The following is a 19,060-nucleotide window of genomic DNA, read 5'->3' on the forward strand; positions in this document are numbered from 1 at the left end:
GCTCTGGATCGTGATGAGATTTCATTGAAATCTGATCCAACCCATTGTTGGCGGTCTCATTTGCAGCCGTTTTGCGCCCATTTGCCGAGTGCCACCTTGAAGCGCGTGCCCAGCGGGTGTTGCAGGCGCAACACGGAGACATCATTGGTGACGTAGGTCTTGGCCTGGTCGCACAGCCGCTCCTCGGTCCATTGATGACAGTTGCTGCACTGGTTGTCCCAGACGGACTTTTCCAGGCCCTCGACCGGACTGAAGTGCGGCTTGCCCTGGATGAGTTGGGCGATGCTCTTGCCGTCGATCGCCGGGTCGCCGAAATTGACCGGAACGTCGAAAAGGACTGGCGCGTCCGAGCCCAGCTTCGGAATTTCCTCACGCAGCTGTTCCAGCGCCTGCTCGCCGGCGTCCGTACCCGGCGGATTGGCGGCCGCGCCGGTGCGCGCCTGCGTATCGCCTTCGGGCGCAGCCGCGCCGGAATCGCCGACGATCAGCGGCGCCTTGAGATCGACCTTGTGAAGCACGACATCGGTGGTCAGCGAAACGTTGATCCAGGGCCGCTGGCGTCCGGCTGTGGCCTTGAACACATCCGACGTAACCCGGTTCATCGCTTCGGTGATCGAGACGTTGACCTCGCCGATATGGGCAAGCAGCGCCGCCGAAAATGGCGAGTGCTCGCCCGGTCCGTCATAGGCGAGCTGGTTGGGACTGGCAGCGAAGGCGACCAGCGTGCCGGCGCCGCCATTCTCGATCGGTATTTCGGCAAGGCCGCTGCTTGCCGTGCTGTCGCCGCCAGTCTCCTTGGCAAGCACATCGGCGAGCGGGTTGTCGCGGCAGGCGTCGAGGAACACCAGCCTGATGCTGGTCTCGCGCGACATCTGCCGCAGGATGAAGTCCACCTGCACGGCTTCGAAGTCGAGCGAGGTCTCGTCCTCCAGCGCCGCATCGACAGGCAGCAGGTAATTCCTGCCCGAGACCTGCAGGCCATGACCGGCATAGAAGAACAGCGCGATATCGGCGCCACGCACCTGCCGCGCGAATTGCGCGATCTTTTCCTGCGTCTGCGCCTTGGTGAGATCGAGGCCGGAGACGATTTCGAAGCCCAGCCCCTTCAGGCGATCGGACATTGCCTGCGCATCGTTCACCGGATTGGGCAGCACCGGCGCGTTCCGGTAATGGGAATTGCCGAGCACCAGGGCGATGCGGCGTTCGGCACTGGCCGCGGTCATGGTAATGGTCATGGTCAACGCAAGCGCCAGCACGGCGAGGCCGACGCCGCGCATGAAGTTGCCGCAACTTGCAATCATGTCCAAACGCACCGGATTCCTTTTCGGTTGACGGGCCTTCTCAGTTAAGGACCGGCTCAGTTGGAGAGCGGCGTGGCGGAGAACTCGATCCGCCGGTTCAGCGCCTTGTTCTTCGGCGTATCGTTCGGCGCCACCGGCTTTTCCTCGCCATAGCCGGAAGCCGTGATCTGCGCCGATGGAATGCCCGCAGCGATGATCGCGTCGGCGACCGCCTTGGCGCGTCGTTCCGACAGGTTCTTGTTGGCCGTCGGCGAGCCGTCGGAATCGGTATGGCCCGAAACCTCGACCTTCAGTTTCGGACATTTGCCGACGACGCCGACCACCTCGGCCAGCAGCGGGCGGCTCTTTTCATCGAGCCGAGCGCTGGCTGGGCGAAAATAGACGGCGCCGGTGCGCGACAGCACCTCGAACCTGTTCAGGCATTCATCGTCGCTGAAGGACGTCTTGCCTGCATCTGTGGCGACCGGCCCGGCATCGGCTGGGGCTGCGGCCGCGACGGCAGGCGCCGCCGCCGGCTTGGCCCCATCAGCGGTGAAGACGAAGTCGAACGACACCGAAGCCGTCGGGACGATGCTGCTGACATTGGCCGCCTGCTGGAGTTTTTCGATGTTGGGCAACAGGCCGAAATCCTCGACATGCACGGCGACCGGCGCCTCCGAGGCGATCGACGCCATGCTGTCGGTGATCATGGTGACCACGACATTGGCCTCAAGGTCCTTGTCGACGCCGTGCAGGCTCAGGCGAAACGGGATATGCGCGCTCATGCGCCGTTTGGTGGCGAGATCGGCAAAAGCGGCGGGATCGACTTTCGCCGTCACTTCCGCCGTCGGGAATTTGAAGGTTTCGAAGAACAGGAAGCGCATGCGGACATTGCGAAGGTCGATACCGGTGTCGACCGAGTTGAGGTCGAACGTGACCTTGGCGGCGCCATCCGATGTCAGCGTGCCCGAGAGGTTCCTGATCTTGTTGGTTTCGACAATGGTGTTCTTCTTCACCGATTGATAGGTGAGTGTCGAATTCGCCGGATCGAGCGTCCAGTGCGGCTGCGCGTTGGCCACCTGCGGCGCAAGCAGCAACAGACCGAACACCACGACCACCAGAGCCGGCGGACGCCAGCGCTGCGACGGCTTTCCATGCCTTACTAATCCGACGACCCCGAACATACATGCCCCCCGTGACAACACATTTCAGTTGCGATGACGGCGGTCGAATGCCGTGACCTCAGTCAGCATAGTGCGTTAGCCGGGGCTTAGCGAGTAGCGGAGGCGTAATATCGCCGTTGCTTGCTTGGACAGGCCCCGGTTACCGGCTGGCCCACAGCACCCCACGCTCGAAGATGGTGCGCATTTGCGGCACGGAAAACTCATCCGCGGTGTGGCCGAGCGCGCTGAAGAAGACGCGGCCCTTGCCGTAGCGGCGCTTCCAGACCACGGGCATGACGACGCCGTCGATGAAATCGAGATGCCCACCGCTGAACGTCGTCGTCGCCAGCACCTCGTTGCTCGGGTCGACATGCATGTAATACTGCTCGGAATGGTAGGCGAAACCCTCGATACCCCTGACGATCGGATCGTCGCTGATGATGTCGACACGGTAGTCGATGATGTCGCCGGGGTGCGCGACCCATTGGCCGCCGGTCATGAACTGATAGGCCGGTTCGTTGCGAAAACTGTCGCCCATGGTGCCATGGAAGCCGGCAAGGCCGGTCCCGCCGCTGACGGCGGCGGTGAGGTTTTGCAGCTCCGGTTTATCGATCGTCGACATGGTGATCACCGGCACGATCAGATCGATGGCCGGGAGCTGCGGATCGGCAAGCGCCGATGTGCCCTCTTCTGTCCGCACCTCGAAGCCATGCCCGGTCAATATCTCGCTGACGACAGCGGCGCTGCGGGCCGGCGTGTGACCCTCCCATCCGCCCCAGCAAATCAGTGCCGTCTTGCTCATGCTCGTCTCTCCTTTGGTCGGCAATATTGATAGGCAAGCGGAACGCTTTTGTCTTCCCTTCCATGATGGGCATTCTGGGACGGGCATTTCTGGTCGGAAATCACGACCCGGCGATGAATTCCGTGGATGAGGACCGATTGGCCGCGCTGGCGTCTTGTTTCAATGCCGGGCTGCACTCAAATCAGCTGTCTTCGCGTTTGCGCAGACATCGGTCCGATCCGCCGCAACCAGCCGGAGCCTTCCGGGGAGACCGCTCTATGAGTTTCGACCAGACGACTGTCGCCGCCTATCTGGAAGTCATCACCATCAACCTTGTGCTGTCCGGCGACAATGTCGTGGTGATCGGCATGGCGGCCGCAGGCCTCGCCAAGGCGTTGCGGCAGAAGGCGATCATCGCCGGCATTGCCGCGGCGGCGGTGATCCGCATTGTCTTTGCGGTGATCGCGGTGCAGCTGCTGGAAATTCCGGGGATCATGCTGGTCGGCGGCATGCTTTTGTTCTGGGTGTGCTGGAACATGTTCCAGGAGTTGCGCTCGGCCGGCGACGGCGAGGACGTCGACACTGAAGCCGTAGCACTTGCGACGGCGCGGCCGGCCAAGGCGCTGCGCACCGCGATCCTGCAGATCGTCGTCGCCGATGTCTCGATGTCGCTGGACAATGTGCTGGCCGTGGCGGGCGCCGCCGCCCACGACATGAATGCGCTGGTGTTCGGTCTCATCCTGTCGGTGGTTCTGATGGCGGTCGCCTCGACGCTGGTGGCGGCGCTGCTTGCCAGGTATCGCTGGATCGGCTGGCTCGGTCTGGCAATCATCGTCTATGTCGCGGGAAATATGACTCTGGACGGCGTCGAGCAGATGAGAACGGTCGACTTACACGCGCTGCTCTCGCCAGTTGCAAGCTAGATTCTCCTGGCGATCAAATGATATCGAAAATCCGCCCTGGGTTGAGAATGTTGTGCGGATCGAACGCCACCTTCAGCCGGCGCATGGCTGATATTTCGGCGTCGCAGCGCACGAGGTTCAGCCATTTCTTCTTGTCGAGGCCGATGCCGTGCTCGGCCGAGACGGCGCCACCGCATGCCGCCACGCCGCGATAGATGATCTCATAGGCGGCCGCCGGTTCCGTGGTGTCGACCTGATAGTGCAGATTGCCGTCGCCGAGATGGCCGAAGACGTAGATCTCGGCGCGGTTGTCGACGGCGTGGATCGCGGCTTCGGCGTTGCGCAGGAAACCCGCCATGGTCGCCAACGGGATGCTGATGTCGACGCCGATCATGCCCTCGATCGCAAACAGGAAGCGGTTGGCCTCTTCGCGCACATCCCATAGCGCACGGAATTCGCGCGGCGACTGCGAGACGACCACGTCGGCGACGATGCCGTCCTCGACCGCCTGCATCAGCACCGAAGCGAAACGCTCGCCGTCCAGCTCGGCCTGGTTGCCCTGGATCTCGGCCAAAACATAAACCGGCGCGCCGGCAGGCAGCGGCGCCGGCGCGGCCATGCCGGCAATCATGGCGCCGTAGAGCGGCGAGAAGTTTACCTCATAGGCCGAAAGCAAGGGCCCGAGCCGCTGCTTGAGCAACCCCAGCAACGCAATCGCCGCCTCCAGCGAGCCAAGTGCGCAAAAGGCGGCAACCTCGGTGGCGGGCTTGGGATGCAGCCGCAGGCAGGCGCGAGTAACCACGCCCAGCGTGCCTTCGCTGCCAATGAAAAGCTGGTTGAGATCGTATCCCGAATTGTCCTTGGCCAGGCCACGCAACGAAGTCAGGATCGAGCCGTCGGCAAGCACGGCCTCCAGCCCCAGCACCTGGGCGCGGTACATGCCGTAGCGCAGCACGCGAATGCCGCCAGCATTGGTGGCGATGTTGCCGCCGACCGTCGCCGTGCCGCGCGCGCCGATATCGACGCCGAACATCAGGCCGGACGCATCGGCCGCTTCCTGCACCATTTGCAGCGGCGCGCCGGCTTCCGCGATGATGGTTGCCGCGGCGCCGTCGGGCGCTTCGACCGCGGTCATGCGCTCCAGCGACAGCACCGCTTCGCCCGGCTGCACGCGCGCGCCGCCGGCCAGCCCGGTGCGGCCGCCATGGACGACCAGCTTCTGGCCGATACCACTGCATAGGCGCAGGATTTCGGCGACGTCGGCGGCGTTGCGCGGACGCAAGACCAGTTCGGGCTGGCCGCCGCCCTTGCCGGAGAGGTCGTCGCTGTAGCGCGGATCGATAGCATCGCCGATCACAACCGCGGCGGCATCGAGCCGACGATAAAGCTGGGAAAGAAGCCGATCGATCTGTTGTGTCATGGTGCCTGGACTGTTTCAGCGCTCTTTGTAACCGAGACTTTGATGCGCGACAATTTTCGCGTCAATTGAACAAATTTACGCACGGTATAATCTGTCATTGCGCGTTGAACCCACTGACGTTTCCTGTAAATTTCGTCTGCCGTTGCGTGGCAGACGCGCCGGCTGCAGGACCGTGGGCAGCGTCAAGGGATGACCGAGGTTCTGGCGCGTGCCAGACGAGGATTGAATGCCAATGACGCACAAGACGATGGAGGATTTCGCCCGCTCCTGCGGCGTCTCCAGGCCGACGCTGTCGAAATATTTCGACGATCCGACCAGCGTCAAGCCGGCAACGCGCAAGCGCATCGAAGAGGCGTTGCGGTCGTCCGACTACCAGCCCAATCTGTTTGCCCGCAACCTCAACCGCAAGCGCACCCGCGCCATCGGCATTGTCGTACCGACGGTCACCGATCCCTTCTATTCCGAAATGGTCAGCCGCATCGAGCTCAGGCTGCGCGACGAGGGCTACTGGCCGATCGTCATCTCCTCGCATGGCTCAACCGAGCTCGAAATGGAGGCGACACGTACCATCCTGTCGCTGAAAGTTTCGGGCGCGCTGATCGCGCCGCTCGGCTTGCGCTCGGACCGGCGCACGCTGGAGAAGCTGACTCAGACAATGCCGGTCGTCTATTTCGATACCTATCTCGAAGGCGGCACGCCCTTTGTCGGCAACAACAATGCCCAGAGTGTCTCGACCATCGTCGACTATCTCTGCCGCTCCGGCGACGCCCCGATCTATTTCGACATCCCGCATGTCAATCACAATTCGCCGGAGCGCCTGAACAGTTACGTCGCCGCGATGCGTCAGCTTGGCCAGGAGCCGGTGGTTATCGGCAACACCCGAGACTACACATGGGATTTCGAGCGCATCGGCTACGAGCAGATGGAACAGATGCTCGGGGCCAGCGGCCTGCCGGGCAAGACCAGAGGTCTGCCCGGCAAGACCGGGGGTCTGCCCGGCAAGACCGGGGGTCTGCCCGGCAAGACCATACTGTGTGCGAATGACCGCCTGGCCTTCGGCGTGATGGCGGCAGCCTTCGCGAAAGGGCTGAAGATCGGCCGCAAGGCCGATTGCGACCTGCGTATCGCCGCCCATGACGACCATCCGCTGAGCCGCTACACCTGCCCCGCACTGACCACCATCGCGCAGGATTTTGCCGCCATGGCGGGGCGCAGCGTCGAGACACTGCTCGCTTTGCTCAACGAGGATAGGGCAAACGTCGCGCCGAAGGTCAGCCTCGACGCCGCCCTGGTGATGCGTCAGTCCGCTTGAGCCTTTCCAAAGGCAGGATCGAAGCTTCGCCACGCGGCAATGGCGGCGGCAACCGCCTGTCTCGCTGCCGGGCCGTGACGGCCCATCGAGACGAAGCCGTGGATCTGACCGGGCCAGTGTTCCAGCACGACCGGCACGCCGGCCTGCTGCAGACGCCTGGCATAGGCCTCGCCTTCGTCGGCGAGGATGTCGTGACCGGCGATGGCGATGAAGGTGGGCGGCGCACCGGCGAGGCTTTCCGCCTTCAGCGGTGAGGTACGCCAGTCGCCGATGTCGGCGGCATTGCGGACATAATGGTCGCGGAACCAGGCCATGGTCGAGGCGGTCAGGCCAAAGCCTATGGCGAAGCGGCGATAGCTGTCCGTCGTCTGCCCGGCATCGGTGTTGGGATAAAACAGCAGCTGCGCTGCCGGCGGATTTTTGTCCCCCCGCGTGAGCAGGCCGAGCACCGTGGCGAGATTGCCGCCCGCGCTGTCGCCGGCAACCGCGATGCGGGCAGCGTCGATGCCGAGTTCGTCCGCGGCGCTTTGCATGAAGGCAAGTGCCGATCGGCAATCCTCTATTGCCGCCGGGAATTTGTGTTCCGGCGCCAGCCGGTAGTCGACGGAAACGACGACAGCGCCTGCCTCGTTGGCGAACCAGCGGCAGATCTCGTCATGCGAGTCGAGATTGCCGATCACCCAGCCGCCGCCATGGAGATAGAGCAGCGCCGGAGCGCCTGCCGAAGGCGCGCCCTGCCCGCGATAGATCCTGAGCCTCAGCGGATCGCCGGGTCCGGCGATGATGCGCTCGCTGAGTGCTGCGACCGGTTCACGCTCGCCTTGCAGGTTTGGGAAGCCTTCATTGTAGGCACGGCGCGCCTGTTCTGGCGTTCCCGTTTCGAACGGCGGCGCACCGGCTTGGCTGCCGAGCTCGAGCACATGCCGGGCCTCCGGATCGAGTGTCGGCAGGGACGGTGGCGATGTCACGGACGAACCTCCCGTCAGGCAAGCAGGGTTGCCGCTTCCTCTTCGCCAAGCAGCGGCGGCTGGTCGACCGTGCCGTTGACGGCAACCGAGCCACGGCTTTCGCCCGAAGCCAGGATCGCCTCCATGATCTCAAGCACATGCAGCGCCAGCTCACCGGAGGCGCGCGGCTTTCTGCCCGTGGCCAGCGCGCCCGCCAGATCGGCGACGCCGAGCATGCGGTAATTGGCGCGGTCGGGCGCGGAATAGGGCCAGTTGCGGGCGCCGTAGAGTTCGCTGTCGCTGGCGAAATCGACCCAGTCGGCGCCACGCTCCGACAGCGAAACGGTGCCGCCGAACGTGTCGGGGTCGGGCAGCCTGAGCGAGCCTTCGGTGCCGTGCAGTTCGATCGGATGGTTGGAGTGTTTGAACACGTCCCAGGAGGCGCCGAAGGTGACGGTGGCGCCGGAACGGAATTCGAGCAGCGACACTATGTTGGTCGGCGTGCCGACCTTGAGTGTCGTGTTCTTGAACGGCCCGTCGGCCGTGATCAGCCTCTCCTCCTGGCCGCGCGTCGCCATCGCCATGACGCGCTCGACCGGTCCGAGCAGGTTGACCAGCATGGTCAGGTAGTAGGGACCCATGTCGAACACCGGACCGCCGCCGGGCTGATAATAGAATTGCGGATTGGGATGCCAGTGCTCCATGCCCCGTCCCATCATGAAAGCGGTGCCGGTCACCGGCTTGCCGATCGCGCCGTCATCCATCAACCGGCGCGCGCGGCGGCCGGCTGCACCCAGGAATGTGTCCGGCGCCGAGCCGATCAGCAGGCCGCGCTTCGCGGCCTCGGCGACAAGGCGGCGGCCGTCGGCGGCAGAGGTTGCCAGCGGCTTTTCGGTGAAGACATGCTTGCCCGCCGAGAGCGCTGACAACGAAATGTCGAAATGCGCCGCCGGGATGGTCAGGTTCAGCACGAGGTCGATGTCGGGGTCGGCGAGCAGCGTGTCGACGCCAATCGCTCGGATGCCGTATTCGCTGGCGCGCAGCTCGGCCATGTCAGCGGAAATGTCGGCGCAGGCGCGTAGCTCGACACCACCGAAGAGCGCTGCATTGCGCAGATAGGTCATCGAGATGTTGCCGCAGCCGATGACACCGATGCCGAGCTTTGTCTCTGACTTTCCGTGCATTTCCAGCTTTCCTCCGAAGCCAAGGGCATGCTGCACGAACCGTTGCAGTTCCCACGCCCCCCCGCAATCCGCTATACAGGATTTTAAATGTTGACGCGCGTAAAATTTTTATAGAGCTTATGAGAATTCTGGCGCAGGATTGGGGGGCCGCCAGCGTGAGGAGGAGAACATGACCGGCATGAAAAACGGCCGACGGCCGCTGCGAAGCCCGTGGGTCATGCGCGTCTTCCGTCGCGCATCAGAGACCGGACGGCTTCAGGCATAGATCACCTTGGCCCCGACCCTATCAAGCTCGCTGCGTATTGGACCGGGCAGGCCATCGTCGGTGATCACCACGTCAACGGCCGACAGCGAAAATGCCTTGGACGTCCCGCTGACGCCCCATTTGCTCGAATCGGCGAGTAGGACAACGCGCCGGGCCATGCGAACGAGGTTTCGCTTCGTCCGCGCCATGTCTTCGTTCACGTCGACCACATCCAGTGACGAGTCTATCGCATGCGCCCCAACAAAGACCTGATGCGCTACCAGGCCGCCGAGAGCCGTATCGGCATCGGTGATCAGCGTGCTCACCGTGTCGGGATAGACCCGGCCGCCGATCATATGAACGTCGAGCCCGGGACGATGCATAAGATGCTGCACGATATTCATGGCCGTGGCCGCGACCACGACATTGCTGAGCGGCGGTAACTGCATGGCAAGCTGCATCAAGGTCGAGCCGCCGTCGAAGATAACCGATTGGTTGTCCTCGAACAGGTCCAGCGCCGCCCGGGCGATGCGCTTCTTTGCGTCGAGGTTCGTTTGCATCCGCCGGGCGAACGCGGCCGTCGTCGAATCGGTGGTCCGGGTCACCGCCCCTCCACGGGTCTTGGTCAGCAGTCCCTTGCGGTCCAGTATTTCGAGGTCGGAGCGCACCGTGACCTCCGACACGCCAAACCCGTCCGACAGGTCCTTGATGCGAACCTGTCCGCTGCGTTGCACCTCGCCCAGGATCGATTGGCGTCTCTGCTCCGACAACATTGCCCGGCCCTTGCCTGCCTGCGCCGAGCAATCGCGCCGGCCTCGGCTCACCTTACCGGAAATATGCAGATTCGAAAGCTTTCGAAAGATTGTTTTTCCTTTTTCTTTCGGAAACACTGGATCGAGCTTTTTTAAATCAACCGATCAGGGAATTTTGGACTCATGAGCCTAGGAACCAAGGTGCGTCTCGCGCGCCTCTTCTCGCATCCATCGGGGAACCTTTTTGGCGGCGCGGTCGACCACTTCGTCGGCTATGGCGACGTGCGCAAAGGCGGCCTTGCCGACCTGCCGGGTGCGCTCGCACGCGTCATGGCGGGCAAACCCGACTACGTCAGCATCCAGCCTGGCACCGCGCGCCATCTGTGGCCGCAATATGCGGGCAAAGCTTCCCTGGTGATTCAGGCGGGCTGCTTCACTGCGGACGATCGCATCAGCGAGTTGATCGCGACGCCCGAGGATGCGGTGCGCGCCGGGGCCGATGCGTTGGCCGTGGCCATTCCGGTGCGCGGCGCGACCGAGGGCAAATACATACGCTGGCTGACCGATTCGGTGAATGCAGCAGCCCGCTACGGCATGCCCGTGGTGGCGCATATCTACCCTCGCGATTTCACCGACGGAGCAAAGATCGTCTTCACCCCCGACGAGATCGCCTATGCGGCGCGCATCGGTTACGAGTCCGGCGTCGACGTGATCAAAATCGGCTACACCGGCGATTTCGAGTCGTTCCGGGAGACCGTCCGGACCTGCCCGGTGCCGGTTGTCATCGCGGGCGGTCCAAAGACCGATACGCTGCTCGGCGCGCTTCAGCAGACGGCGGACGCCATCCGTGCCGGCGCGCACGGCGCCGTGGTCGGCCGCAATCTCTGGGGGCACGGCGATCCGGAGAAGGCAGCGCTTGCCTTTCGCGGCGTCATCCATGACGGCCTTTCGGCGCAAGACGCCCTGGCGAAGGCGGGTGCCTGAACGATGCCCACCATCCCCTCGATCCTCGGCTTCGGCGCTATTGCGATCGACGACATCGTCTACGTCGATCAGCCATTGTCGGCGGGCAAGGGTAAGGTTCTGCAAAGTACCCGCGCCTTCGGGGGAAATGTCGCGACGGCGCTGGCCGCCGTCGCGCGGCTCGGCGGAACCGCCGGGTTCGTCGGATGGCTGGCCAGTGCCGCGGACGACGCGGTGCAACTCGATCTCGTGGCGAGCGGTATTGAAACCGCATTCGCGCCGCGCCATCCCGACGCGCGCCCGGTGCACTCGCGGATCACCGTCGGCTCGGACGGGGAAAGGTTCATCGCGTATGACGACGATGCGATGCTGGGCACCGCTCCGGACTTTCCGGACGATATCCTCAGCCGCGCGACCGTCCTGATCGTCGATAGCTATGCGACCGGGTCGCTGGATGTCGTGGCTCGGGCTCGCGATCTCGGCCTTGCGATCCTCGGCGATATCGAATGGAGCAGCGGCCCCGCCACGGAGCGGCTGATCGCGCTCTGCGACCATCTCATTCTTCCACTTAGCTTTGCACGGACTGCCACGGGGCGCCGATCGCCTGCCGAGATGCTCGATGCCTTGTGGTTGTCATCGCGATCCGCCGTGGTTCTGACCGATGGAGGCAGGGGTGTGTACTATCGCGGCCGTGAACAGACAGGTCTCTGGCACCTGCCCCCGCACCGGGTTGCGGTCGTCGACTCCACAGGCGCGGGTGACTGCTTTCATGGCGCCTATGCCCATGCGTTGACGCGCGGAGCCGACACCGCGGGCCGGATCGCATTCGCGGCCGCGGCGGCGGCCGTTTCGATAACGGGGCGTGGCGGGCGCGAGGCGCTTCCGACCGAGGACCAGGTCACGCAACTCCTGGCATCGGCGAACGCGCCGTCAGCAGTCGACCTGAAAAATGCGCATGTGGATGCTGGAGCATGACCTGAAACGATCCGACGAAACATTTCGCAGGCGAACACAAGCCCAGGAGAATCATAAAAATCAGGGCTTATACTTGTGGAGGGAGGAATATGGCAGAAGTCATTCTTGAGAAGATCTGCAAAACCTACGGCAACAGTTTTCGCGCAATCGACCAGTTGAACCTGTCGGTCAAGGACGGCGAGTTCTTGATCCTCGTCGGGCCTTCCGGCTGCGGCAAATCCACGGCGTTGCGAATGATCGCGGGGTTGGAAGACATCACCAGCGGCAGCCTTCGGATCGGCGGGGTCGACGTCGTCGACATGCCGCCCAAGGACCGCGACATCGCGATGGTGTTCCAGAGCTACGCGCTCTACCCGCATATGACGGTATCCGAAAACATCGCCTTTTCGATGCGGCTGGCAGGCAAGCCGAAGGCCGAGCGCAAGAAGCGCGTGGACGAGATCGCCAAAACTCTTCAGCTGACGTCTTTGCTGGACAGCAAACCCGCGAACCTGTCAGGCGGGCAGCGTCAACGGGTTGCCATGGGCCGCGCCATGGTGCGCGAGCCGGCCGCCTTTCTCATGGACGAGCCGCTTTCCAATCTGGATGCGAAACTGCGTGTGCAAATGCGCGCCGAAATCACCAGCCTGCAAAAGCAGCTCGGCGTCACGACCATTTACGTGACCCACGATCAGATCGAAGCGATGACGATGGGCGACAGGGTCGCGGTGCTGAAAGGCGGTGTGCTGCAGCAGGTCGACACACCCAAGAGGCTCTATGAATCGCCGGTTAACGCCTTCGTTGCCGGCTTCATCGGCTCTCCTTCGATGAACCTTTTCGAGGCGACCCTGAAGGGCGGCGAGCTCGCTTTTCGCGACTTCGCCGTCCGGCTGCAGGATGCAGCCTTCGTGCGCAGGCCGGCCTTGAGGTCGTATGCGGGGCGCAAGGTCGTGTTCGGGATCAGACCGGAGGATCTTTATGACAGCAGCCTTGAATCCGGTCGCAAGTATCAGACGATACCGGCCAGGGTGACCTCGATCGAGGAACTCGGCTCCGAACAGATCGTCCACATGAACATCGACGCGGTCCGGGTGGACTCCGGCGATCCGGATGCGGTGGACGATTTCGGCCTGGCATCGAACGCGGTGGCGAGGTTCGAGCCGATCAGCGCCGTCCGCTCCGGCTCGGAAATCCGGTTAGCCGTGGATGATGCCAAGTTCCATTTCTTCGATCCCGAAACGCATCTGGCGATCTGAAGATCTGCGGAAGACCGCGGGCGGGAGCGAGGTGCCTGCGGAAGATACAAGAAGGCTTCTGAATGAACAGACGACCGTCCGCATTGTGCGGCCGATCTTGAAGAAGGAGGAGAAAATGATGTTTCGGATACGACCCGCGATGCTGAAAATAGCCGCGGCCGCATGGTTGCTTGGTGCAACCGGCGCCATGGCGGACACGACGCTGGAATTCACCCAATGGTGGGAGCCCGAATTGCCGGCGGGATCGCTCAGGGCAATCATGAACGACTTCGAGGCTGCAAACCCCGGCATCAAGGTGACGCTGGTCAGCGGTCCCTATGCGACCACGCGAGACCAGATCTCGGTCGGCGCCGCAACCGGAACGCTCAGCGACGTCGTCGGTCTCGACGGCGCCTGGGTGAACAATCTGAACGCGCAGGGTGCGCTGGCCGACATGAACCCGATGATGGATGCGAGCGGGTTCGACAAGACCCAGGTCGCGGATATCATCAAGGTGGACGGCAAGGCGGTGATGTTTCCCGTGGCTTCGTTCGTCTATCCGGTCTTCGTCAATCTGGACCTCGCCGCCCAGGCAGGCGTGACCAAGCTGCCGTCGACCCGCGCGGAGTTTCTCGAAGCCGCCAAGAAGATGACCCATGCCGACAAGAACCAGTATGGCTGGGTGCTGCCGCTGTCGCTGCAAACGCCGTCCGGTGTCCAGAACGACCTGATGTCGTGGGTCTGGGCCTCGGGTCAATCGATGATGGTTGAGGGCAAGCCGGCTCTCGAGGGCAAGCCGGTCGTCGATATGCTCACCTTCGTCAAATCGCTGAACGACGCCGGCGTCATCTCGCCCGGCATTGCCACCAAGACCGAGCAGGAAAAGGTCGAGGAATTCGTCAACGATCGGGTCGGAATGATGATCGACTCGCTCGCGCATGTGAATCTCATCCGCAAACGCAATCCCAAGCTGAACTTCGACCTCATCCCGGTCCCAGTCGTGGCGGACTACAACGGCAAGCGCGGCCTTCCCTATGCCTCCTGGGGCATCGGCATCTCTGCCGCCTCGAAACATCAGGATGAAGCCTGGAAGCTCGTCCAATATCTGATGAGCGAGAAGGTGAATGCCAAGCTCGTGTCGCTTGCAAATGCCTTCCCGGGCAACGTCAACGCCAAGCCCGATTTCGTGACCTCGGACAAGGCTTTCGCCAAGGCTTTCGAAATCTTCAAGACCGGCTATCTCGCCAACGAGTTCACGGGCCTGCCGGTGGCTGAAGACCTGATGACCCAGTTCGACGTGGAGGCTCAGAAGATGCTTGCCGGCGAGCAGTCTCCGGAACAAGCCGCAACCAACGCTCAAAAGGGCTGGACGGCGAAATTCTGAGCGGCCCATTGCTCGTTTGCTATCTTCCACCGGGTGGCCCGGCCTCGGCCAGGCCACCCGTCAACAACGGATCGGCAATTTGAGATGGACCTGTTTTTGAAGCGCACCTTCCTCTTGAAGGCACATCCCAGGGGTCGCACATGACCGGGCAGAAGCGCTCCCACCATCGACTGAAACGAGCGGTCGCACCCTATCTCTATCTGTCACCCTCGCTCCTCATAATCGGCCTTTTGATGCTGCTGCCAATGGTGACGGTGATTGGCTATTCGTTCCAGAACAGCGCGGTGCTGCGTCGAGACCCGTCCTTTGCCGGATTGAAACACTACCAGGCGATCTTTGCCGATCCGGTGTTCTGGGCCTCGCTGTGGCACACACTCTACTTCACCTGCATGAGCGTCGTCTTCCATATGACCATCGGCATGCTCTTCGCACTCATGCTGAACAGCGACCGCATCAATCCTACGCTGCGCAACATTCTGCGCGTGCTGTACATACTGCCCTGGCTGTTCACCGCGGTGATTATCGCGGTGATCTGGCGCCTTCTGCTCGAGCCGAATGGTGTCGTGAACAGTGTTCTCATGCAGATGGGCATCATCGGTTCCAAGGTCGAGTGGTTTTCCTCGCCCGCGACCGCGCTGCACGCCGTCACCTTCGCCAACATCTGGGCGGGCTACCCGCTTTTCATGGTCAGCCTGCTCGCAGGCTTGCAGGGCATTCCCAAGGATTTCTACGAGGCCGCCGATATCGACGGCGCGAAGGCCTACCAGAAGCTGATCTTCATCACCATTCCGCAGCTGATGCCGATCATCATCAGCATCTCGCTGCTCGACTTCATCTGGACCATGCAGGTCTTTCCATTGATCTGGATAACGACGGGTGGCGGTCCGATCTACTCGACCGAGGTCCTCAGCACCTACACGTACAAGCTGGCGTTTTCGAGCTACAACCTATCGCAGGCCTCGGCTAGCGCCGTGGTCATCCTGCTGATCTCTCTCGGCCTGACGCTGTTCTACATCCGCTATCAAAAGGCTCGGTAGTCACATGAGGAAAGGGCACACGCCGAAAGACAGGCTGATCACCGCCGCGCTCCATGTCGCGCTTGCCGCAGGGCTCTTTTTCGCGGCCTTCCCGATCTACTGGATGCTGAGCAGCTCGTTCAAGTCGAATACCGAAATCTTCGCCCTGCCGCCAACCGTCCTGCCGAAGGCCTTCACGCTGGAAGCGTATGCGGCCATTCTGGGCGACCCGGTAAAGCTGCGCTTCTTCTTCAACAGCTACTTCGTGGCCGGAGCGGTGACCGTGCTGACGGTGCTGATCGCCTTGCTGGCGGCCTACGGGTTCAGCCGTTTCAATTTCCGCGGCAAGGGCAGCCTCAACACGCTCATCATCAGCACGCAGACGATCCCGCCGATCACGCTTTTGATCCCCTTCTTCGGGCTTGTCGTCTCGTATGGCATCTTCGACACCTATGTCGCGCTGATCCTGACCTATCTGGTGTTCACGCTGCCCTATGCGATCCTGCTGATGACGGGATATCTGAACACCTTGCCCCGCGACCTCGATGAAGCGGTGGCTGTCGACGGCGGCACCAGTTGGACCGCACTGTGGCGGGTGATCGTCCCGATTTCACTGCCTGGTATCGTGGCGACGTCGGTCTACACCTTCCTGTTGTGCTGGAACGAATTTCTCTTTGCGCTGACACTGACGAAGTCGACGTCCATGCGCACCGTCCCGATCGGCATCCAGTTGTTGATGGGGCAACACGCATTCGAATGGAACCAGATGATGGCGATGAGCGTGCTCGGCTCGCTGCCGCTCCTGGTCATCTACCTGGTTGCCCAGAGGTTCTTCCTCGCCGGCATGACCGCAGGCTCGGTCAAGTAGGGTATCCCTCCAACGGAGGTGGATCAAGGAATGAAAGGATGACCGTGAAAGACCTGAAAGTCGGCTGCCAGACCTTTACCTGGGAAATGCTCGGGGACCGCTTCGCCGGCGGCCCGGACGATCTGCTCAAGGCGATTGCCGATGGCGGCTATGCCGGCATCGAGATCACCGACACGATGATCGGCCGCTATGCCGGCAAGCCGGCGGAGTTCGCGGCCGCGCTGAAATCATCCGGACTGACGCTCGTCTCCTTCGCCTTCGGCTCGAAGAGCGGTTTCACGCTCAGGGATGAGATCGGCGCCGACCTCGAGACCGCCAAACGCTGGATCGACTTCGCCGCCGCCTTTCCCGGCGCGCTGGTGTCGATGGGCTCGGCCACGATCGTTTCCGACGGGCCGCGCGACGGCAAGTTTGCCACCGCCGCCGAGGTCTACAACAAAGCCGGCGAACTCGGGCGCGAGGCCGGCGTCCAGGTCGCGGTGCATCCAAGCTCGCATCACAACACGCTGCTGTTCGACCGCGCCGACTACGACCGCATCTTCGGGCTGCTCGACGCCTCGCTGGTGGGCTGGGTGCCCGACACCGGCCACATCTTGCGCGGTGGCCAGGACATGGCGGATACGCTCACCACTTATCGCGACCGCATCCGCTATGTGCATCTGAAGGATGTCGACGCGAATGGAACCTGGGCGATGCTGGGCAAGGGCGTCTGTGACACGGCGAAGGTGATCGAGATCGCTGGTGCTGCACCCAATTTCAACGGCTGGCTGGTGCTGGAGGAAGAGTCCGAAACGGCCGCCGCCGACCCTGCCGGCGCCGTCAAAACCAACCGCCAGACAATGCGCGGCTACGGAGCCTGAGACGATGACGACGAACAAGCCCCTGTCCGGCCCCGCCGCATTTGCCGCCCTGCCGCGCAACCGGCTTATCGGCGAGTTTTCGCTGTGGTCGGCCGACCTCGCCAATATGGAGCGCGATTTGAAGCGCATCGAGACCCATGCCGATGTCCATCATATCGACGTCGCCGATGCCCGCTTCACCCCTGGCTTCCTGTTCTTCCCGGACCTGGTGGCGCACATCGCCAAGCTCACCGCAAAGCCTATCCATGTCCATTTGATGGTCGAAGCCGAGATCGTCGAGGAACAGACGCGCCAGTTCATCGAGGCCGGCGCCGACCTGATCAGTGTGCACGCCGAAAACGGCGAGACCGGTCTGCGCGCCGTGAAACTGGCGCGTGAACTCGGGGCCGAGGCCGGCGTGGTGCTGCGGCTGGAAACACCGGTCGCGGCCGTCACGCCCTTCCTGCCGGAAGTGGCATTCGTGACGCTGCTCGGCACTTCCATCGGCGTCAAGGGCCAGAGCCTGTCGGAGCAGGCGTGTCCGCGCCTGATCGAGGCGCGCGCGCTGATGCGCAAAGCCGGCCGCGAGGCCGACATCGTGCTCGCCGCCGATGGCGGCATCCGCCACGAGACCGTGCCCTTACTGCGCGCCGCAGGTGCGGAGACCGTGGTGCTGGGCTCGCTGGCCTTCGGCGATCCCGACCTTGCCCGGCGCATGGCCTGGCTGCACGGGCTGGAGGTCGCCGCCTGATGACCAAGCTTGCGCTGGCCTTCGATCTCGGCGGCACGGCGCTGCGCGGTGCGCTGGTCGAAAGCGATGGCCGCATCGTCGCTCATGCTTCAGCGCCGACGCTTGCCGGTGCGGGATCGGAGGCGGTGATCGGCCAGATCGTCGCTCTGGCAGGCACGCTGCTTAGGGAACACCCGCAGGCAAACGTCGCCGGCATCGGCGTCGGCGCGCCGGGACCGCTCGACCCCAAGGCGGGCATCGTGATCGCGCCGCCGACGCTGGCCGGCTGGCACGACGTGCCGCTGATCGACATTCTGGGGCAGCATTTCGGCCTGCCGGTGCGGCTGGAAAACGACGCCAATGCGGCGGCGCTCGGCGAATGGCGTTTTGGCGCCGGACGCGGCAGCGGATCGCTGGTGTTCGTGACCGTATCGACCGGCATTGGCGGCGGCGTTGTCGCCGATGGCCACATCTATCACGGCAGGCGCGGACTGGCGGCTGAGATCGGCCACATGACCATCACCGGCGAAGGCGACCGCTGCTTCTGCGGCGCCATCGGCTGCTTCGAGGCTGTCGCATCGGGAACCGCGCTTGGCCGCCGCGCGACGCGATTGACCGCGCCCGGCGACGGCTCGCTCTTACGACGGCTGTCAAATGATGGCGACGTCTCGGCCAGGCATGTCGTAGAGGCTGCCAAGGCCGGCGACGCCAACGCTCTCGACCTGATCGAGGCGGAAGCACAATGGCTGGGCATCGGCTTCACCAATCTCTTGCATCTCTATTCGCCCGATCTGATTGTCATGGGTGGCGGCCTTTCCAACGGGTTCGACCTTCTGGCACCGTCGATCAGAGCGGTCATCCAGCAGCGAGCGATGCCGGCCTATCGCGACGTGCCGGTCGTGCAGGCTGAACTCGGCGACCGCGCCGGTCTGATCGGCGCCGCGAGCCTGATCCTGCGGGAAGGCGAACCGGGTGCGCCGCTGGCGATGGCGCAGGACGACAAGGACAGAGGCGCGACCGCCGATGCCACGGAGGCACGCCATGGCTGAACTCGAGCTGCGCGGCGCGCGCGAAGATGGTGAATGG

General features: G+C 63.2%; 18 protein-coding genes. 11 read left to right on the forward strand and 7 right to left on the reverse strand.

Translation table 11 applies throughout. The features are described from left to right. Window positions 1-56: 56 nt before the first annotated feature. From NLY33_RS28555 to NLY33_RS28565, 3 genes are all read right to left on the reverse strand, one after another. A complete protein-coding gene (locus NLY33_RS28555; protein ID WP_023708134.1) occupies window positions 57-1,301 on the reverse strand; it encodes a caspase family protein in 1,245 nt (414 codons plus the stop codon). A 56-nt stretch (window positions 1,302-1,357) separates the two neighbouring features. Further along, complete coding sequence (locus tag NLY33_RS28560) at window positions 1,358-2,464, reverse strand: OmpA family protein (RefSeq protein ID WP_023708133.1); 1,107 nt, start codon at window positions 2,462-2,464, stop codon at window positions 1,358-1,360. Window positions 2,465-2,603: 139 nt separating this feature from the next. Further along, a complete protein-coding gene (locus NLY33_RS28565) occupies window positions 2,604-3,245 on the reverse strand; it encodes a ThuA domain-containing protein (RefSeq protein WP_023704795.1) in 642 nt (213 codons plus the stop codon). A gap of 257 nt (window positions 3,246-3,502) precedes the next feature. Between NLY33_RS28565 and NLY33_RS28570 the strand changes: the two genes are divergently transcribed. Beyond that, window positions 3,503-4,147 (forward strand): YjbE family putative metal transport protein, encoded by a 645-nt coding sequence (locus NLY33_RS28570; RefSeq protein WP_023704794.1) that lies wholly within the window; start codon window positions 3,503-3,505, stop codon window positions 4,145-4,147. A gap of 13 nt (window positions 4,148-4,160) precedes the next feature. On the opposite strand, the gene NLY33_RS28575 is transcribed toward NLY33_RS28570, so the two are convergent. Then, window positions 4,161-5,546, reverse strand: a complete 1,386-nt coding sequence (locus NLY33_RS28575; RefSeq protein ID WP_023704793.1) for an FAD-binding oxidoreductase — start codon at window positions 5,544-5,546, stop codon at window positions 4,161-4,163. Between the two features lie 226 nt (window positions 5,547-5,772). On the opposite strand from NLY33_RS28575, the gene NLY33_RS28580 reads away from it, so the two are divergent. Further along, window positions 5,773-6,858, forward strand: coding sequence for a LacI family DNA-binding transcriptional regulator (locus NLY33_RS28580; protein WP_031196230.1), 1,086 nt, complete (start codon window positions 5,773-5,775; stop codon window positions 6,856-6,858). Here NLY33_RS28580 and NLY33_RS28585 read toward each other — a convergent pair. The 3 genes from NLY33_RS28585 to NLY33_RS28595 all read right to left on the reverse strand — a co-directional run bounded on the left by NLY33_RS28585 (window position 6,846) and on the right by NLY33_RS28595 (window position 10,006). Continuing rightward, window positions 6,846-7,826 carry an alpha/beta hydrolase gene (locus NLY33_RS28585; protein WP_023708132.1) on the reverse strand — a complete coding sequence of 327 codons (981 nt, stop codon included), beginning with the start codon at window positions 7,824-7,826 and terminating at the stop codon, window positions 6,846-6,848. The two genes, NLY33_RS28580 and NLY33_RS28585, sit on opposite strands and share 13 nt — an antisense overlap. A 14-nt stretch (window positions 7,827-7,840) precedes the next feature. Continuing rightward, window positions 7,841-8,989, reverse strand: coding sequence for a Gfo/Idh/MocA family protein (locus tag NLY33_RS28590; protein ID WP_023704790.1), 1,149 nt, complete (start codon window positions 8,987-8,989; stop codon window positions 7,841-7,843). Window positions 8,990-9,244: 255 nt separating this feature from the next. Continuing rightward, the gene (locus NLY33_RS28595; RefSeq protein ID WP_023704789.1) at window positions 9,245-10,006 is read right to left on the reverse strand and encodes a DeoR/GlpR family DNA-binding transcription regulator; all 762 of its coding nucleotides are present in this window, start codon (window positions 10,004-10,006) and stop codon (window positions 9,245-9,247) included. A 162-nt stretch (window positions 10,007-10,168) separates the two neighbouring features. Between NLY33_RS28595 and NLY33_RS28600 the strand changes: the two genes are divergently transcribed. The 9 genes from NLY33_RS28600 to NLY33_RS28640 all read left to right on the forward strand — a co-directional run bounded on the left by NLY33_RS28600 (window position 10,169) and on the right by NLY33_RS28640 (window position 19,023). Further along, window positions 10,169-10,969 (forward strand): beta/alpha barrel domain-containing protein, encoded by an 801-nt coding sequence (locus NLY33_RS28600; protein WP_023682642.1) that lies wholly within the window; start codon window positions 10,169-10,171, stop codon window positions 10,967-10,969. Window positions 10,970-10,972: 3 nt separating this feature from the next. Next, entirely contained in the window at window positions 10,973-11,923 is a 951-nt protein-coding gene (locus NLY33_RS28605; RefSeq protein WP_023704787.1) for a PfkB family carbohydrate kinase, read from the forward strand. 89 nt (window positions 11,924-12,012) lie between these two features. Further along, the gene (locus NLY33_RS28610) at window positions 12,013-13,158 is read left to right on the forward strand and encodes an ABC transporter ATP-binding protein (RefSeq protein ID WP_023686996.1); all 1,146 of its coding nucleotides are present in this window, start codon (window positions 12,013-12,015) and stop codon (window positions 13,156-13,158) included. A gap of 115 nt (window positions 13,159-13,273) precedes the next feature. Next, on the forward strand, window positions 13,274-14,521 hold the full coding sequence (locus NLY33_RS28615) for an ABC transporter substrate-binding protein (protein WP_023749745.1): 1,248 nt from the start codon (window positions 13,274-13,276) through the stop codon (window positions 14,519-14,521). Window positions 14,522-14,661: 140 nt separating this feature from the next. Continuing rightward, the gene (locus NLY33_RS28620) at window positions 14,662-15,558 is read left to right on the forward strand and encodes a carbohydrate ABC transporter permease (RefSeq protein WP_023682645.1); all 897 of its coding nucleotides are present in this window, start codon (window positions 14,662-14,664) and stop codon (window positions 15,556-15,558) included. A 4-nt stretch (window positions 15,559-15,562) separates the two neighbouring features. Then, window positions 15,563-16,405, forward strand: coding sequence for a carbohydrate ABC transporter permease (locus NLY33_RS28625; RefSeq protein WP_023704785.1), 843 nt, complete (start codon window positions 15,563-15,565; stop codon window positions 16,403-16,405). A 38-nt stretch (window positions 16,406-16,443) separates the two neighbouring features. Then, window positions 16,444-17,265 carry a sugar phosphate isomerase/epimerase family protein gene (locus NLY33_RS28630; protein WP_023708129.1) on the forward strand — a complete coding sequence of 274 codons (822 nt, stop codon included), beginning with the start codon at window positions 16,444-16,446 and terminating at the stop codon, window positions 17,263-17,265. Window positions 17,266-17,269: 4 nt separating this feature from the next. After that, complete coding sequence (locus tag NLY33_RS28635) at window positions 17,270-17,995, forward strand: ribulose-phosphate 3-epimerase (RefSeq protein WP_023704783.1); 726 nt, start codon at window positions 17,270-17,272, stop codon at window positions 17,993-17,995. Beyond that, window positions 17,995-19,023, forward strand: a complete 1,029-nt coding sequence (locus tag NLY33_RS28640) for an ROK family protein (protein WP_023704782.1) — start codon at window positions 17,995-17,997, stop codon at window positions 19,021-19,023. Before NLY33_RS28635 ends, NLY33_RS28640 begins: the two co-directional genes overlap by 1 nt. The last annotated feature ends 37 nt before the right edge of the window (window positions 19,024-19,060 follow it).

This window comes from Mesorhizobium sp. C432A (assembly GCF_030323145.1).
Lineage (GTDB): Bacteria > Pseudomonadota > Alphaproteobacteria > Rhizobiales > Rhizobiaceae > Mesorhizobium.

Coding starts and splice junctions, on each gene's coding strand:
- NLY33_RS28555 (WP_023708134.1), bottom strand. CDS start 1,301: ATGATTGCAAGTTGCGGCAACTTCATGCGCGGCGTCGGCCTCGCCGTG.
- NLY33_RS28560 (WP_023708133.1), bottom strand. CDS start 2,464: ATGTTCGGGGTCGTCGGATTAGTAAGGCATGGAAAGCCGTCGCAGCGC.
- NLY33_RS28565 (WP_023704795.1), bottom strand. CDS start 3,245: ATGAGCAAGACGGCACTGATTTGCTGGGGCGGATGGGAGGGTCACACG.
- NLY33_RS28570 (WP_023704794.1), top strand. CDS start 3,503: ATGAGTTTCGACCAGACGACTGTCGCCGCCTATCTGGAAGTCATCACC.
- NLY33_RS28575 (WP_023704793.1), bottom strand. CDS start 5,546: ATGACACAACAGATCGATCGGCTTCTTTCCCAGCTTTATCGTCGGCTC.
- NLY33_RS28580 (WP_031196230.1), top strand. CDS start 5,773: ATGCCAATGACGCACAAGACGATGGAGGATTTCGCCCGCTCCTGCGGC.
- NLY33_RS28590 (WP_023704790.1), bottom strand. CDS start 8,989: ATGCACGGAAAGTCAGAGACAAAGCTCGGCATCGGTGTCATCGGCTGC.
- NLY33_RS28595 (WP_023704789.1), bottom strand. CDS start 10,006: ATGTTGTCGGAGCAGAGACGCCAATCGATCCTGGGCGAGGTGCAACGC.
- NLY33_RS28600 (WP_023682642.1), top strand. CDS start 10,169: ATGAGCCTAGGAACCAAGGTGCGTCTCGCGCGCCTCTTCTCGCATCCA.
- NLY33_RS28605 (WP_023704787.1), top strand. CDS start 10,973: ATGCCCACCATCCCCTCGATCCTCGGCTTCGGCGCTATTGCGATCGAC.
- NLY33_RS28610 (WP_023686996.1), top strand. CDS start 12,013: ATGGCAGAAGTCATTCTTGAGAAGATCTGCAAAACCTACGGCAACAGT.
- NLY33_RS28615 (WP_023749745.1), top strand. CDS start 13,274: ATGATGTTTCGGATACGACCCGCGATGCTGAAAATAGCCGCGGCCGCA.
- NLY33_RS28620 (WP_023682645.1), top strand. CDS start 14,662: ATGACCGGGCAGAAGCGCTCCCACCATCGACTGAAACGAGCGGTCGCA.
- NLY33_RS28625 (WP_023704785.1), top strand. CDS start 15,563: ATGAGGAAAGGGCACACGCCGAAAGACAGGCTGATCACCGCCGCGCTC.
- NLY33_RS28630 (WP_023708129.1), top strand. CDS start 16,444: ATGACCGTGAAAGACCTGAAAGTCGGCTGCCAGACCTTTACCTGGGAA.
- NLY33_RS28635 (WP_023704783.1), top strand. CDS start 17,270: ATGACGACGAACAAGCCCCTGTCCGGCCCCGCCGCATTTGCCGCCCTG.
- NLY33_RS28640 (WP_023704782.1), top strand. CDS start 17,995: ATGACCAAGCTTGCGCTGGCCTTCGATCTCGGCGGCACGGCGCTGCGC.